The organism is Plantactinospora sp. B24E8 (genome assembly GCF_039871735.1).
Classification (GTDB): Bacteria; Actinomycetota; Actinomycetes; order Mycobacteriales; family Micromonosporaceae; genus Plantactinospora.
On record NZ_JBDPMH010000011.1, the window covers coordinates 161,559 to 175,652 of the forward strand.

Here is a 14,094-nt window from a genome sequence, read left to right on the forward strand (position 1 = left end):
TCAGCCTCGCCACGGTGGCCCAGCTCAGGACTGCCCGACAGCTCAGGAGCCCGGCTGGCTGATGTTGACCATCCACGGTACGCCGAACCGGTCCACGCAGGCGCCGAACTCGTCGCCCCACATCTGCCGCTCCAGCGGCACCGAGACGACGCCGTCGTCGGCGAGCTCGCGCCAGTAGCCACGCAACTCGTCGCCGTCGTCCCCGCTGAGGCTGACGGTGATGGTGTCGCCCGGACGGTGGGACATCTCCGGCGGCGTGTCCGAGCCCATCAGGGTGAAGCCGCTGTCGGTCTCCAGCATGGCGTGCATGATCTTGTCTGGCTCGACGGTGCCCTCGGCGCCGAACTCGCCGAACGTGGTGATCCGCAGCGAGCCGCCGAAGACCCGCTGGTAGAACTCCATGGCCTGCCGGGCGTTGCCGTCGAAGCTGAGGTACGGGTTGAGTCGGGTCGGCACGGGTGCTCCCTGGTCCGTGAACGGGGTCGTCACCGGGACCAACGAGTCAGCGGGCTGACCGGAGACCGGCGATCCGGTCCGCCGGCCACCTGTGTCGCCTGCGGCCGTACCGACCCGGACTCCCGTACCGGGTCCCTAGGCCGGCGTCGCAGCCGGCTCGCCGAGTGAACCGAGCGCGTGGGCGAGCAGCCGACGCACCTGCCCGTCCGGGTCGGTGGCCCGGGTGAGCAGCGGTGCCACCGCGTCCCGCCGCCCGGAGTAGCCGAGCGCACTGACCGCGCTGCTCCGGACGCTCGCGGCGACGTCGTTCAACCCGGCGACGAGGACCGCGAAGGCCCGGTCTTCGGTGGAGAGGCCGCCGAGCGAGCCGAGGGCGACAGACCGGATCTCCGGGTCGGGGTCGACCGCCGCCGACGCCAGCAGGTCCAGATCCGCCACGTCGACCACAAAACCGAGGGCCCACAGCCCTTCCCGGCGGCGGGTCGGGTCCGGGTCGGTCGCGTACCGGAGTACCACCGACCGGGCCACCGCACGGTGCCCCTGCAACAGGTCGACGATCTCTGCCGCCAGGCTGTCCTGGTCGTCGCCGAGGTCCCGGGCAGCCGCGTCGAGCAGGATCGGCAGGGCCTCGGGGCCGAGCAGACCAGCCAGAAGCTGTGCCATCAGGTCCCGGCCGTAGAAGTTGCGGTCGTCGAGGAACGTCAACAAGGCCGCCCGCGCCCGGGGCACGAGGCCGCGGTCCCCACTCGCCACCAGTGCGTCGACGACCGCCATGGCTTCGCCGAAACCGTCGTCACCGTCGTCGGGCAGGTCGTCGCCATCGGTTTCGTCGTCAACCAGGCCACCGTGCCGGATGAGCCGTTCCAGTGCTGCTGCCGTGTCCGTCACGCCGCCAGCCTGTCAGACCGGTACGACGCGCCGTTCCCCGTACCGAGCCGACACCCGCCGCCGCCCCTGACCACGCCGCCATCGCCCTGAACCGCACCGCCGTCGGTCAGAGACGCAGACCGAGATAGGTGAGCAGCCCGGGGTCGACGACGTCGACGACGTGGAACCCGAGACGGTCGTAGAAGGCGCGGGCCGCCCGGTTCTCACTGAGCATCCCAAGGTGGACACCGGGAGCACCGGCCCGGCGCAGGGCGTCCGTGAAGGTATCGATCAGCTTTCGCCCCCAGCCGGCGCGCTGGTGCTCCGGCAACAGGTCGATGTGCAGGTGCGCCGGGTAGTCCGCCAGGTCCGGCAGGATCATCCGCTCCGGGGTGTGCAGCAGGTGGGCCATCACCTCGTCCGGGTTACCCGGCTCGCCCGCCGGCGCCGGGTACCGGTCGCCGACCAGGGGCAGCCACTCGGCCCGGAACCGCCGGACGAAGACGGCGGTGTCGGCGGTACCGAGCACGTAGCCGACCGCCCGCCCGCCGTCGTCCACCACGAACGCCAGTTCCGGCTCCAGGTGCGTGTACGGGTGGGCGAAGATGTTCGGCAACACACCCGGGTCGACGTACGAGCCGGAGGCGTCCTGCCCCGCGTCGGCGGTACGGATGCAGATCTCGTGGACGGCGTCCCGGTCACCGGGCTGGTAGGGCCGAATGTGCACGAGCGGACCCTACCTGCCCCGGTGCCGTCCGGCGGTACCGTCCGGGGGCGGTGCCGTACCGCCGCTTGAAGGCGTTGCCGAAGGCGAACTCGGAACCGTAGCCGACCTGGGCCGCCACCACGTTGAGCGGCGCGTCGGATTCCCGGAGCAGTCGGGCCGCCAGCGTCATCCGCCACCACGTCAGGTACGTCAACGGCGGCTGCCCGAGCAGCGCGGCGAACCGACGGGCGAACGGGGCCCGGGAGAGTCCCGCCTCGGCGGCCAGCGTCGCGACCGTCCAGGGCCGGGCGGGTTCGCCGTGCATGGCCCGCAACGCCCTGGACACCACCGGGTCGTTGAGCGCCGCCGCCCACCCGGTGCCGACCCCGGTGGCGGCCTGCTCGTCGAACCAGGTGCGCAGCAGGTAGACCAGCAGCGTGTCGAGCAGGGCGGGCACCAGCGCATCGACGCCGAGCCGGGGCCGGAGCAGTTCGGCGGCGAGCAGTTCCACGGCGGCCCGCAACTCGGGATGCCGGCCCAGGTGGGCCGGGAGGTGGACCAGGTCGGGCAGGTCGTCCAGCAGCGGATGGACCCGGGACGGCTCCAGTTCGTACGCCCCGCACAGGGTCACGGTGGCTGGGGTGTCGTCGCCGGGGACCGGGACACCGACGGTGTCGACGACCGCGGTGCGGGCGGCGACGGCCGGGTCCCGGGGGTCGCACGCGGGGGCGGTGAGCGGCGTCGACGGACTGTCCACGAGCGCGTGACCCCGGCCGTGCGGTTGGAACAGCACATCCCCGACGGCCAGCGAGAATCCACCGGTACGGGGACGCCTCCGTGATCCGCCTCGACGACGTGCCGGTACCGACGCCCGGCCCGGGTGAGGTGCTGATCCAGGTTGCCGCGACCTCGTTCAACCCGTCGGAGGTCGGACTGCGGCGTGGCCTGCTCCGCGCCGTCTTCGCGCTGGACCTGCCGTACACGCTCGGGGTCGACGTGGCCGGCACGGTGGTCGCGGCCGGCCCGGAGGTGGCTACCCACAAGGTCGGGGACCGGGTCGTCGGCCGGGTCGACTCGGGTGGCACGGCGGCCGAGTACGTCGTCGCCGACGCCGACGCCGTCGTCCCCGCCCCGCGGACGGTTCCGTTGGCGCACGCCGCCGCCCTGCCGATCGCCGGGCTCACCGCCTGGCAGGCGGTGTACGAGCACGCAGACCTCCACCCCGGGCAACGGGTGCTGGTCAACGGGGCGGGCGGCGGGGTCGGCGGTTTCACCGTGCAACTCGCCGGCCGGGCCGGTGCCCGGGTCATCGCCACCGCCAGTCCGCGCAGCGCGGACACCGTACGCCAGCTCGGCGCCGACCAGGTCGTCGACTACACCGGCACCGCCCTCGACAGGGCGCTGACCGGGCCGGTGGACGTACTGCTCAACCTGGTCCCGATCGACCGGACCCGGGCTGCGGAACTGCTCCGCCTGGTTCGGCCGGGTGGCCGGCTGGTCTCCGTCACCGTCCCGGTCGAGGCCCCCGCCGAAGGCCTCGTGACGACCACCCACCTCGTCACCCGCAACGAGCCGGCGCAGCTCACCGAACTGGTGAAACTGGTCGACTCCGGCGAACTCCGACTCGACATCGCCGCGTCCCGTCCGCTCGCCGACCTGGCCGGGGTGCACCGGGACGCGGAGGCAGGCCGGATGAGGGGCAAGACGATCCTCGTTCCGTGACGGCGTACGGGGTGTCCAGCCGTTCCGGCTGCCCGGGAGGGTGGGCCCTGGCACCGACCCGGCGCAAGTTCTGCACCATTCAATGTCTGGATCGGAACAACTCTGTGAAATAACATGACCGGCACTCACCGCGTCGTCCCACCCCCGACCAGAGACGAGTCACGCGATGCCCCAGCAGACGAGTGCAGTGCCGAACCCCGATCCGGAGTCGACAGACCGACCCGGCCGGACGCTCCGGCGGTCCAGCCAGGTGCTCCGGAAGTCCAGCCGGATCGCGCTGGCCGGCCTACTCACGATCGGCGTCACCGCCGGCGCGACCGCCGGTCCCGCCGCCGCGGCCGGCCACGCCGGGCCGAAGAACAAGCCCGCCCCGGTGGTGACCCGCGCCGGGCTCGACCCGGCCCTGGTCGCCGACCGTGGCGCCACCGTGGACTTCCTGGAACAGGAGGCGGAGAACGCCCGCACGAACGGCAGCGTCATCGGGCCGGACCGGACGGCGTACACCCTGCCGTCGGAGGCGTCCGGCCGGCGGGCGGTCAAACTGCTCCCCGGCCAGTACGTCGAGTTCGTCCTGCCGAGGGCGGCGAACGCGATCACCGTCCGCTACAGCATTCCGGACGCGCCGAACGGTGGTGGCATCACCGCGCCGCTGGACGTGACGGTGAACGGCAAGGCCCGGAAGACCATGACGCTCACCTCCGAGTACGCCTGGCTCTACAACCAGTACCCGTTCACCAACGACCCGAACGCCGACCTGCTGCACTCGGACTGGTGGATCACCGAGTGCAGCTGCGTACCGGCGGTTACCACGCCGTACCCGACGATCAGCAAGCCGTTCCGGCCGATGCACTTCTACGACGAGCAACGGCTGCTGCTGGACCGGACCTACCGGGCCGGCGACACGGTACGGCTGACCGCCCCGGTCCGCAGCAACGCGGCCTGGACGGTGGTCGACCTGCTCGACTCCCAACTCGTCGCGCCGCCCAAGGTACGACTGCTCGCCGTGAACGTCCGCGCCCTCGGCGCCGACCCGACCGGGCGGCGGGACTCCGCCGACGCCTTCGACCGGGCGATCGCCGTCGCCCAGCGCACCCGGCTCAAGGTGTACGTGCCGCCGGGGACGTACCAGGTGAACCGGCACATCATCGTCGACAACGTGACGATCGAGGGTGCCGGCAACTGGTACACGATCATCAAGGGACGTTCGGTGGCGCTCGACGAGCCCGCCCCGGACGGCTCGGTGCACACCGGGGTCGGCTTCTACGGCCGGGACGCGGCGGACGGCGGCAGCCGCAACGTCCACCTCGCCGACTTCGCCATCTCCGGCGACGTACGGGAGCGGATCGACACCGACCAGGTCAACGGCATCGGCGGGGCGATGAGCGACTCCACCATCAGCCGCCTGCACATCCGGCACACCAAGGTCGGTATCTGGTTCGACGGGCCGATGGACAACGTCCGGGTCACCGACAACATGATCGTCGACCAGATCGCCGACGCACTGAACTTCCACACCGGGGTCACCAACTCGGTGGTGCACAACAACGTCATCCGCAACACCGGCGACGACGCGCTGGCGATGTGGTCGGAGAGGACCGCGAACGCCGGCAACACGTTCAGCCGCAACACGATCCAGTCGCCGACCCTGGCCAACGGCATCGCCATCTACGGCGGTAGGGACAACACCGTCTCCGGCAACCTGGTCGCCGACCCGGTCCGGGAGGGCAGCGGGCTGCACGCCGGATCCCGGTTCGGCGCCGAGCCGTTCACCGGCACGCTGCGATTCACCGACAACACGGTGGTGCGGGCCGGGACGTACGAGTTGAACTGGAACATCGGGCTCGGCGCGATCTGGCTCTACGCCCTGGACCGGGACATCAACGCGGACGTCCGGGTCACCGGCGACCACTACCTGGACAGTACGTACAACGCGATCATGCTGGTCAGCGAGTGGTCGGTGAAGGATCTCTGGTCGATCACCGGGGTGCGGTTCAAGGACATCCGGGTCGACGGGACCGGCACCTCGGTGGTCAGCGCCCGGGTCGCCGGGTCCGCCTCGTTCGAGAACGTGGACGCCCGCAACGTCGGCGCGGTCGGGGTGAACAACTGCGGCTCGTTCCACTTCCCGCCGACCGGTTCGGAGTTCACCCTCGTCGACCTGGGCGGCAACGACGGCGGCGGTACGACCGGCCGGTGGCTGGCGCCGTGGCTGCTGCCGAACACCATCACCTGCGACGACCGACCGCCGGTGGTGGTGCCGCCGGCGCCGGCGCCGTGGTGACCGTTCGCTGACCGCGAATTCACTGGCCCTTCCGTCAGGTTGACTTGACGTCAAGTCAGCCTGACGGAAGGCTGGGGGCATGGCGATCACCCCCGACGAACTCGAACGCCAGCACACCCTGCTCACCGCCGCGGCCCGGTTCGACCAGCTGCGGATGCGGGACACGCTGGCCCCGGCCCACCCGGACCCCGACGATCAGGACACTCCCGACCCTGACCAACCCAGACCGTTGAGCCGTGACGAGGCCCTGGAACTACTCGCCCTCGGCGAGGTCCTGATCCGGAAGGCGGCCTACGGGCGGCAGCTCGCCGTCCGGACCGCCCGGGCCACCGGCGCCTCCTGGACCCAGGTCGGTGCGGCCCTCACCGTCAGCAAACAGTCCGCCTGGGAGACCCACCAACGCTGGCTCGTGGAACAGGAACCGGCCGGCGACGAGGCGGCAACCGGCGCCCGCGGCGGCGACCACCACCTCGCGGCACGGCCGGACCGCGCCGAGGGGGCGTCGTCATGACCGCCCCGACGGTGGACCTGCGACCGTTCCGGCTCGACGTACCCGAGGCCGACCTGGTCGAGCTGCGCAGACGGCTCGCCGCCACCCGGTGGCCCGCCGAGGTGCCCGACGTCCCGTGGCGGCGCGGTGTGCCGCAGGCGTACCTGCGGGACCTCGTCGACTACTGGCACAGCACCTACGACTGGCGACGGCACGAGGCGCGACTCAACGAGTTTCCGCAGTTCACCGCCACCATCGACGGTGCCGACATCCACCTGCTGCACGTACGCTCCCCGGAACCGGACGCGCTGCCGCTGGTGGTCACCCACGGCTGGCCTGGCTCCGTGGTGGAGTTCCTCGACGTGATCGGCCCGCTCAGCGACCCACGCCGGTACGACGCCGACCCGGCCGACGCGTTCCACCTGGTCGTACCGTCGCTCCCCGGCTTCGGGTTCTCCGGCCCGCCGGTCGACACCGGTTGGGACGTACCCCGGATCGCCCGTGCCTGGGCCGCGCTGCTGCACCGGCTCGGCTACTCCCGGTACGGCGTCCAGGGCGGCGACTGGGGTCACGCGGTGAGCCGGGACCTCGGTCTCCTCGCCCCGAAGCACGTCGTCGGTGTACACCTCAACACGCTGCTCACCCTGCCGCCCGACGATCCGGCCGAGGCCGCCGCGCTCACCGACGCCGACCGGGCCCGGCTGGCCCGGGTCGCCGCGGCGCTACCGGAGATGGCCGGGTACGCCGCGCTCCAGTCGACCCGGCCGCAGACCCTGGCGTACGCGCTGACCGACTCGCCGGTCGGGCAGCTCGCCTGGATCGCGGAGAAGTTCCTGGAGTGGACCGACGCGGTCGACGCCCCCGAGCAGGCCGTCGACCGCGACCTGCTGCTCACCAACGTGATGGTCTACTGGCTGACCGGCACGGCCGGCACCTCGGCGAACCTCTACTACGAGCACGCCCATCCGGCCGGGCCACCGGCTCCGCCGCGCCGGTCGACCGTGCCGACCGGGGTCGCGGTCTTCGGCGCGGACCTCGCCGCCCCGGTCCGTCGGCTCGCCGAACGGGACAACCACATCGTGCACTGGTCGGAGTTCGACCGTGGCGGGCACTTCGCGGCGATGGAGGAGCCGGACCTCTTCGTCGCCGACGTACGGGCCTTCTTCCGTCCACTCCGGACGGAACGCGGGCTTGTGGACCGGTGAGGAGACACCTCAGGCGTGCCAGGAGCGCCAGAGCGCCGCGTACGCGCCACCGGTGGCGAGCAGTTCGTGGTGGTTGCCCAGCTCGGTGATCCGACCGTCGTCCAGCACCGCCACCCGGTCCGCGTCGTGCGCGGTGTTGAGCCGGTGCGCGATCGCGATCACGGTACGACCGGCCAGCACCGCGCCGAGCGCCCGCTCGGTACGCCGGGCCGTGGTCGGGTCGAGTGCCGCCGTCGCCTCGTCGAGGATCAGGGTGTGCGGGTCGGCGAGGACGATCCGGGCCAGGGCGAGCTGCTGGGCGTCGGCCGGGCTGAGTTCCCGGGCCCCGTCCCCGAGCACGGTGTCGAGACCGTCCGGCAGGTCGGCGTACCAGTCGGCGCCGACCGCGACCAGGGCGGAGCGCATCTGCCCGTCGGTGGCCTCCGGGGCGGCGAAGGCGAGGTTGTCCCGCAGCGTGCCGATGAAGACGTGGTGTTCCTGGGTGACCAGGGCGATCTCCCGACGTCGCTGTGCCGGGTCGAGGTCGGTGACCGGGCAGCCGCCGAGCAGCACCTCGCCGGTACGGGGGCGGTCGATGCCGGCGATCAGCCGGGCCAGGGTCGACTTGCCGGCCCCGGACGGGCCGACGACCGCGAGCCGTTCACCGGGGCGGATCTCCAGGTTGATGCCGTGCAGCACGTCCGGGCCGTCGGCGTAACCGAAGCGGGCGTCGCGGACCACGAGCCGCTGGTCGGACGGTACGACGGCACCACCGCGCGGTTCCGGCGGCACCTGGCCGACGCCGAGCACCCGGGCGAACGAGGCCACGCCCCGCTGGGTCTGTTCCATCCACTGCAGCAGGGCGTCGAGCGGCCCGATCGACTGTTGCAGGTAGAGCGCGGCGGCGACCACCGCACCGAGGCTGACCGCGCCCCGGTCCAGCAGGAACCCGCCGACCAGCAGCACAATCGCGACCGGCAGCGCGTAGCTCGCCTCCACCGTCGGGAAGAAGACCGACCGCAGCCGGAGGGTGGCCCGCCGGGTCGCCCAGAGCCGGCCGATCCGCCCGGTGCCGTACGTGATCCGCTGGTCGGTGAGGCGCAGCCCCTCGACGGTCCGGGCCCCCTCGGCGGTGGCGGTCATCGTCTCGGTCAGCTCCGCCATCGCCGCACCCTCGGCAAGGTACGCGTCCCGGGCCCGGCGCAGGTAGTGGCGGACCGCCACGGCGATCGTCGGCGCCCCGGCCAACCCAACCAACCCGAAGATCGGATGCAGCAGGCACACCGCTCCGAAGAGCAGCAGCAGCTGCGCCGAGGAGATCACCACCACCGGCAGCGCGTCCCGGACCATGGTGCCGACCATGTTCACGTCGACCGAGCTGCGGGTGGCGAGGTCACCGGTGCCGGCCCGTTCGACCACCCCGACGGGCAGCCCGAGGGTACGCCGGACGAACTCCTCGCGCAGCCGGGCCACGGCCCGCTCGCCGAACCGGTAGCCGACGTACTGGGCGTACCGGTTGAGCAGGCCCTGGGCCAGCACACAGCCGACGATCGCCAGGGCCAGCCGGTCGATGGTGCCGATCCCGGCCCCGGCGGTGACCTCGTCCACGATCACACCGAGCAGCCACGGTGAGGCCAGCCCGGCGACCGCGGCGACGGCGTGCAACAGGAGCAGCACGACGACGGTGCGGCGGTCGCCGCGGAGCAGTTCCACCGCGGCCCCACGGACCGTGCTCTTCTCCGCCACCGGCAGCCGGGGCTGCTCGGTCAGTGCCGGTCCGGTCGTCACCGCAGCACCTCCCGGGTGCCGCCGTGCTCGCCGACGTCGCGGTACCCGTCGACCTCACGGCCGGGCCCGGCGGGACCACCGTTGGGCTCGCCGACGGTGTCGGTGTCGGCGTGGTGCGGCTGCGGGTCGCGGGCGACCAGGGCCCGGTAGCCGGATTCCCGGTCCAGCAGTTCAGGGTGGGTGCCGATGGCGACGATCCGACCGCCGGCCAGGTACGCCACCGTGTCGGCGTGGCCGAGCAGCAGCGGCGAGGTGCCGAGCAGCAGGGTCGTCCGGCCGGCCCGGGCGTCCCGCAGCCGCGCGGCGATCCGCGCCTCGGTGTGCGCGTCCACCGCCGACGTCGGGTCGAGCAGGATGAGCACCTCCGGTTCGGCCAGCAGGGCCCGGGCCAGGCGTACCCGTTGCCGTTGACCGCCGGAGAGTCGCCGGGCCCGGGTGTCGAGCGCGGTGTCGAGCCCGTCGGGTAGCGCGTCGACGACGTCGTCGGCCGAGGCGACCCGTACCGCGTCCCGGAGCCGGTGGTCGTCCTGGTCGTCCCGGATCCGCAGGACCTCCCGCAGGGTGCCGGCGAAGAGGTACGAGTCGTGGTCGGCGACGAGGATCCGGGACCGTACCTGCGCCAGCGGCATCCCGGTGAGCCGCCGGCCGCCCCAGGTCGCCCCGCTGACGACGTACCGGCCGAGCCGGTCGGCGAGCGCGGCCGCCTGGGCGGGGTCGTCGGCCGCGACCGCGACCAGCTGTCCGGGTCGGACGGTCAGACCGGTGACCGGGTCGTGCAGTTCGGCCGGCCGGTCCGGGACCGGGACCGGCTCCGCCGCCGGATCGGCGACCTCGTCCGGGGTCAGGGTGAGCAGGGCGACGATCCGGCGGGCGGCGACCCGGCCCTTGATGAGCTGGTAGCCGGCGTCGAGCAGGAACCAGACCGGCACGACCAGGACCGCGACGTATCCGTAGACGGCGACCATCTGGCCGATGGTGATGTCACCGTCGGCGGCCATCCGGGCGGCGAGCCAGACCACGACGGCGAGGAAGAGCCCCGGCAGCGCACCGGTCAGCGCCCGGATCCAACTGTTGACCGCGCCGACCCGGTAGCCCTCGGCCAGCAGTTCCTGGGACCGGTCGGTGTAGCGGCGGGCGAAGAGGCCGCGCCCGCCGACCCCGGCGAGGACCCGCAGCCCGGCGACGATGTCCCCGGCCCGGGCGGTGAGCAGTCCCTGCCGGTGCCGGTAGACCGTCTCGACCCGGTCGAGCCGACGCAGCATCGGCCCCATCACGGCGGCGGTCAGCGGTACGCCGAGCAGGATGCAGGTCGCCAGCCTCGGCGAGATCGACCAGAGCATCACGGCGACGACCGCGTACGCGACCACCGCGCCGACCCCGGGACCGGTCATGGTCAGCACGTGGGAGGTGTTGCCGATGTCGGAGCCGCCGACGGTGGCGACCTCACCGGCGGCGAGCTTGCGGGACAGCACCGCGCCGGCCCGGGAGAGCTGTCGCAGCAGGACCGCCGCCGAACGGGCGGTGGCGTCCTCCCGGACGAAGGTCATCGTGCGGTGCCGCAGGATGCCGATCCAGGCCTGGCCGAGGCCGGCCACCACGATCGCGGCCACCCAGAGCAGCAGGGCACGGTTGTCGCGGGCGCGCAGGCCGTCGTCCACGGCCTTGGCGATCAGGTACGGCCGCAGCGCGAGCCCGGTCATCCAGAGGGTGCCGAGCAGGCTGCCACGCAGGACCCGGACCGGTTGGCTCCGGGCCAGCCACCAGATGTACCGCAGTGGCCCCCGGGTGTCCGGTGTTCCTGGGTCGGGGTGCGGGAGCTGCGGCGGCACCCGCCCAGGCTACCGACCGGCCGCGAGCGTTCCGACCGGTTTAGGACTCCACCGGCCGGGGTCTACGGCTGTCCGCCGCCGGACTGGATCCGGGTGATCAGGTCGTGCAACGGCTTGGTACCGCTGCCGACCATGATCCCGGTGACGATGCCGTCGATCCAGACCGGCAGGCCCTCCCACTCCGGGCCGGCGATCGCGTGCAGCACGTAGAAGCCACCGGCGGTGGAGGCGACCGTGGCGACGGCGGTGGCGATCCCCCAGGCGACGATGGTCCGGTTGCCCCGGGCCCGGTCCGCCCGCTCGCGGAGCTGCCCGAGGCTCGCCTGCTCCGCCGCGGTCGCCGGCCGGTTCGCCAACTCCGCGGTGAGGCGCTGGAGCGTGGCCTCGGCTCCCCGACCGGGCAGCCAGCGGGAGAAGGGTTCCAGGATCCGCTCGACCGCGGCGGCGAAGACGATCAGTACGCCGAAGACGGCGACGGTGTCCGGCGGCTGCATGACCTTGGCGGTGCCACCGCTGGCCCAGAGGCTCCACGAGGCGAAGCCGGCGCCGGCGATCAGCGCGAACGCGACGACAACCGCACCAAAGCTCGCGGGTGCGGGCGTCGGGGTCGCCGCCGGGTCGGCACCGCCGTTGGCCGGGGACGGGTCAGGGCCGACGGCTGGCACGGTCGTCCCGGCGGCGGCACCGACGGCGTGGTGGGCGGTCGCCGGACCGGCGGCCGCCGCGGACCCGGCGGGCTGGTCCGTGGCGGGGGACGCGGGATCGGCGAACGCGGCCGGCGGATTCGCGGACGTCACGCGGTTGACCGCGTCGCCGACGATCTGACCAATCTGGCCGACCAACTGGTTGCCCTGTTCCAACGCCATGCCACCCCTTGGCCGAGTGCCCCTACTGCCCCGCGGAAGGCTACGCGGCGAATTCACCTGACAATCGGCCGGGTGGCCGATGCCGGAACGACCATTGGCCGCCTTCCGATCCACCTCGGGAAATGCAAAGCTGTCGATGTCTTTGCGGGCGGACCGCACGGGTCATGCTGCCGACAGGACCAGGCGGCACCGCCCGTGCACCCGTCATGTCCGGAAAGGACCCTGATGGCCACCACCCTCGTACGCCGGCTGTCCGCGATGATCGGTGCGGTCGTGCTGGCCGCCACCACCGCACTGGTCGGACCGGCCGCGCCCGCCCGTGCGGAGATCGCCTGCGCGGTCACCTACACCAGCAACACGTGGCACAACGGCTTTCACTCCACCGTGCAGTTGACGAACCTCGGCGACGACTGGCACGGGTTCACGCTCGAGTTCACCTTCCCGGGCGACCAGCGGATCACCAACCTCTGGAACCACAGCTTCGGTCAGAGCGGCCCGGACGTGATCGTGCGCAGCGGGACCTGGCCCGACACGGTCCGGACCGGAGAGTCGGTCTGGCTCGGATTCCAGGGCACCTACACCGGGACCAACCTGGCACCGACGAACTGGCGGGTCAACGGGGTGCCCTGCGTGGGTAGCGCACCCCGGGCGGTCATCGCCGAGCCGGACAGCATCTCGTTGCCCGAGGGCACCGGCCGCTCGTTCACCGTACGACTCAGCCACCCGCCGACCGGACAGGTCACCCTCCAGATGCGGATCCAGGGCACCGGGATCTGGGCCGGCCCGCCCATGGCGCTGGTCTTCACGCCGACGAACTGGAGCACGCCGCAGGGCTACGGGGTGATGAACGCGCAGGACGCCGACGACGTGGACGACGTCACCGTCTTCACGCTCTCGGTTCCCGGTTACCTGTCGGACACCGTCACCTTCACCCAACTCGACGACGACCGGGTCCGCTGACCTCGGCGGGCCGGGCCACCGAGGTGTGGCTGACCGCACATCGGGGTACACCGATCGAAAAATTCCCGCGTAGGTGCCATCGACGAGGCCCACGCACGTTTTTCGGAGGTGGGTTGTGGTCAGGATTCCATCACTCTCGCGTGGCAACGAGACCGCCCGCGACACGAACCGCGACGGTCGGGTCGACGCGCGCGACGCGCGTCCGGGCCCGGCCGGGACCGGGGACGCCGGCACCGGCGACCGGGGTGCGCGCTCCGACACCACCCGGTCCGACAGCACCCGCGCCGACACGACGACCACCCGGATCGACGGGGACCACCGGACCGGGGACACGGACGGGCGTACCGGAACCGTCGAGCGCGACCGCGACCGGGCCGCCGGCCTGACCCCGGGCCGGGCCCGGGCCGCCGTCGCGGAGCGGGACCGGGGCACCCCGCCGGCACCGCCGGCCACCCCGGAGACCGACCGCCGCGCGGACCGGGACAGCGACGAGGGTACGGCCGACGCGCGGCGCCGGCCCGAGGGCGTCGCACCGGCCGGCCCCCGCCCCCGGGCCAGCATCCTCGCCACGCTCAGCCTGGTCGTCGGGGTGGCCGCCGCCGGTTTTGTGCTCACCGGCACCCTCGCCGGGTACGGCATCGCGCTCGGCGGCCTCGCCCTGCTGCTGGCGATCGGCGGGGTCTCGGCGACCGCCCGCCGGCACATCGCCGGCCGGACCGACGCGCTGATCGGGCTCGTCCTCGGCCTCGGCGCCATCGTGGCCGGGGTGCTCGCGATGACCGGCGACCTCGGCTGGCCGAGCACCGACGGCGACAGCGTGCAGCGGTTCCGCGAGTGGCTTGATTCACAGTTTGTGGACCGGTTCTGACGGGCAGAAATGCCCGCGGAGCGGTGGTTCACCGCTCTGGCTCCGCCAGCCGGTGGTGGTGCACCACCTGAGCGCAC

At 72.7% G+C, this 14,094-nt stretch carries 13 protein-coding genes; 6 read left to right on the forward strand and 7 right to left on the reverse strand.

The window, feature by feature from the left end; genetic code table 11:
* Positions 1-42: 42 nt before the first annotated feature.
* The 4 genes from ABGB21_RS18670 to ABGB21_RS18685 all read right to left on the reverse strand — a co-directional run bounded on the left by ABGB21_RS18670 (position 43) and on the right by ABGB21_RS18685 (position 2,786).
* Positions 43-456, reverse strand: a complete 414-nt coding sequence (locus ABGB21_RS18670) for a VOC family protein (protein ID WP_347653515.1) — start codon at positions 454-456, stop codon at positions 43-45.
* 135 nt (positions 457-591) lie between these two features.
* Positions 592-1,344 carry a HEAT repeat domain-containing protein gene (locus ABGB21_RS18675; protein WP_347653514.1) on the reverse strand — a complete coding sequence of 251 codons (753 nt, stop codon included), beginning with the start codon at positions 1,342-1,344 and terminating at the stop codon, positions 592-594.
* A gap of 106 nt (positions 1,345-1,450) precedes the next feature.
* Positions 1,451-2,050, reverse strand: a complete 600-nt coding sequence (locus tag ABGB21_RS18680; RefSeq protein ID WP_347678702.1) for a GNAT family N-acetyltransferase — start codon at positions 2,048-2,050, stop codon at positions 1,451-1,453.
* Positions 2,022-2,786 carry an AraC family transcriptional regulator gene (locus ABGB21_RS18685; protein ID WP_347653512.1) on the reverse strand — a complete coding sequence of 255 codons (765 nt, stop codon included), beginning with the start codon at positions 2,784-2,786 and terminating at the stop codon, positions 2,022-2,024. The genes ABGB21_RS18680 and ABGB21_RS18685 overlap by 29 nt, the downstream gene beginning before the upstream one ends.
* Positions 2,787-2,866: 80 nt before the next feature.
* Between ABGB21_RS18685 and ABGB21_RS18690 the strand changes: the two genes are divergently transcribed.
* The 4 genes from ABGB21_RS18690 to ABGB21_RS18705 all read left to right on the forward strand — a co-directional run bounded on the left by ABGB21_RS18690 (position 2,867) and on the right by ABGB21_RS18705 (position 7,727).
* The gene (locus ABGB21_RS18690) at positions 2,867-3,751 is read left to right on the forward strand and encodes an NADP-dependent oxidoreductase (protein WP_347678704.1); all 885 of its coding nucleotides are present in this window, start codon (positions 2,867-2,869) and stop codon (positions 3,749-3,751) included.
* Positions 3,752-3,917: 166 nt separating this feature from the next.
* Positions 3,918-6,032 carry a glycosyl hydrolase family 28-related protein gene (locus tag ABGB21_RS18695; RefSeq protein ID WP_347678706.1) on the forward strand — a complete coding sequence of 705 codons (2,115 nt, stop codon included), beginning with the start codon at positions 3,918-3,920 and terminating at the stop codon, positions 6,030-6,032.
* Between the two features lie 79 nt (positions 6,033-6,111).
* Positions 6,112-6,543 carry a hypothetical protein gene (locus ABGB21_RS18700; RefSeq protein WP_347678708.1) on the forward strand — a complete coding sequence of 144 codons (432 nt, stop codon included), beginning with the start codon at positions 6,112-6,114 and terminating at the stop codon, positions 6,541-6,543.
* Between the two features lie 17 nt (positions 6,544-6,560).
* Positions 6,561-7,727, forward strand: coding sequence for an epoxide hydrolase family protein (locus ABGB21_RS18705; protein WP_347678730.1), 1,167 nt, complete (start codon positions 6,561-6,563; stop codon positions 7,725-7,727).
* A gap of 9 nt (positions 7,728-7,736) precedes the next feature.
* Here ABGB21_RS18705 and ABGB21_RS18710 read toward each other — a convergent pair whose 3' ends face one another.
* From ABGB21_RS18710 to ABGB21_RS18720, 3 genes are all read right to left on the reverse strand, one after another.
* Positions 7,737-9,494, reverse strand: coding sequence for an ABC transporter ATP-binding protein (locus tag ABGB21_RS18710; protein WP_347678710.1), 1,758 nt, complete (start codon positions 9,492-9,494; stop codon positions 7,737-7,739).
* The gene (locus tag ABGB21_RS18715; RefSeq protein ID WP_347678712.1) at positions 9,491-11,323 is read right to left on the reverse strand and encodes an ABC transporter ATP-binding protein; all 1,833 of its coding nucleotides are present in this window, start codon (positions 11,321-11,323) and stop codon (positions 9,491-9,493) included. Before ABGB21_RS18715 ends, ABGB21_RS18710 begins: the two co-directional genes overlap by 4 nt.
* Positions 11,324-11,385: 62 nt before the next feature.
* The gene (locus ABGB21_RS18720) at positions 11,386-12,189 is read right to left on the reverse strand and encodes a hypothetical protein (RefSeq protein WP_347678714.1); all 804 of its coding nucleotides are present in this window, start codon (positions 12,187-12,189) and stop codon (positions 11,386-11,388) included.
* A gap of 225 nt (positions 12,190-12,414) precedes the next feature.
* On the opposite strand from ABGB21_RS18720, the gene ABGB21_RS18725 reads away from it, so the two are divergent.
* Positions 12,415-13,149 (forward strand): cellulose binding domain-containing protein, encoded by a 735-nt coding sequence (locus ABGB21_RS18725; RefSeq protein ID WP_347653505.1) that lies wholly within the window; start codon positions 12,415-12,417, stop codon positions 13,147-13,149.
* Between the two features lie 115 nt (positions 13,150-13,264).
* Complete coding sequence (locus tag ABGB21_RS18730; RefSeq protein WP_347653504.1) at positions 13,265-14,017, forward strand: thrombospondin; 753 nt, start codon at positions 13,265-13,267, stop codon at positions 14,015-14,017.
* Positions 14,018-14,094: the final 77 nt, after the last annotated feature.

Bases quoted from the DNA above. Each gene is read 5' to 3' on its own strand.
- ABGB21_RS18700 (WP_347678708.1), top strand. From the start codon at position 6,112: ATGGCGATCACCCCCGACGAACTCGAACGCCAGCACACCCTGCTCACC.
- ABGB21_RS18725 (WP_347653505.1), top strand. From the start codon at position 12,415: ATGGCCACCACCCTCGTACGCCGGCTGTCCGCGATGATCGGTGCGGTC.
- ABGB21_RS18695 (WP_347678706.1), top strand. From the start codon at position 3,918: ATGCCCCAGCAGACGAGTGCAGTGCCGAACCCCGATCCGGAGTCGACA.
- ABGB21_RS18720 (WP_347678714.1), bottom strand. From the start codon at position 12,189: ATGGCGTTGGAACAGGGCAACCAGTTGGTCGGCCAGATTGGTCAGATC.